This window comes from Pseudomonas sp. SIMBA_067 (assembly GCF_046534675.1).
GTDB lineage: Bacteria > Pseudomonadota > Gammaproteobacteria > Pseudomonadales > Pseudomonadaceae > Aquipseudomonas > Aquipseudomonas putida.
Window position 1 is genome coordinate 1 of sequence record NZ_JAWRYH010000959.1, and the last position, 251, is coordinate 251.

Genomic DNA, 251 nt, shown 5'->3' on the forward strand with positions numbered 1-251 from the left:
GGTCACTTCGACTTTGTGCTCGATCGGCAGGCCGTGGCAGTCCCAACCCGGGACATAAGGCGCGTCGAAACCCGAAAGGGTTTTCGAGCGGATGATCATGTCCTTGAGAATCTTGTTCAGCGCATGACCGATGTGAATCGTGCCGTTGGCATAAGGAGGGCCGTCGTGCAGGACGAATTTCGGACGATCCTTGCCAATTTCGCGCAACTTTCCGTACAGGCCAATACTGTCCCAGCGCTGCAGGATCTGCG

General features: G+C 56.6%; 1 protein-coding gene. It reads right to left on the reverse strand.

Annotated elements, in window-relative coordinates; all coding sequences use genetic code 11:
• The coding region (locus SB765_RS32050) for a class I tRNA ligase family protein (RefSeq protein WP_410932816.1) at positions 1-246 on the reverse strand (246 nt) is incomplete at its 3' end.
• Positions 247-251: the final 5 nt, after the last annotated feature.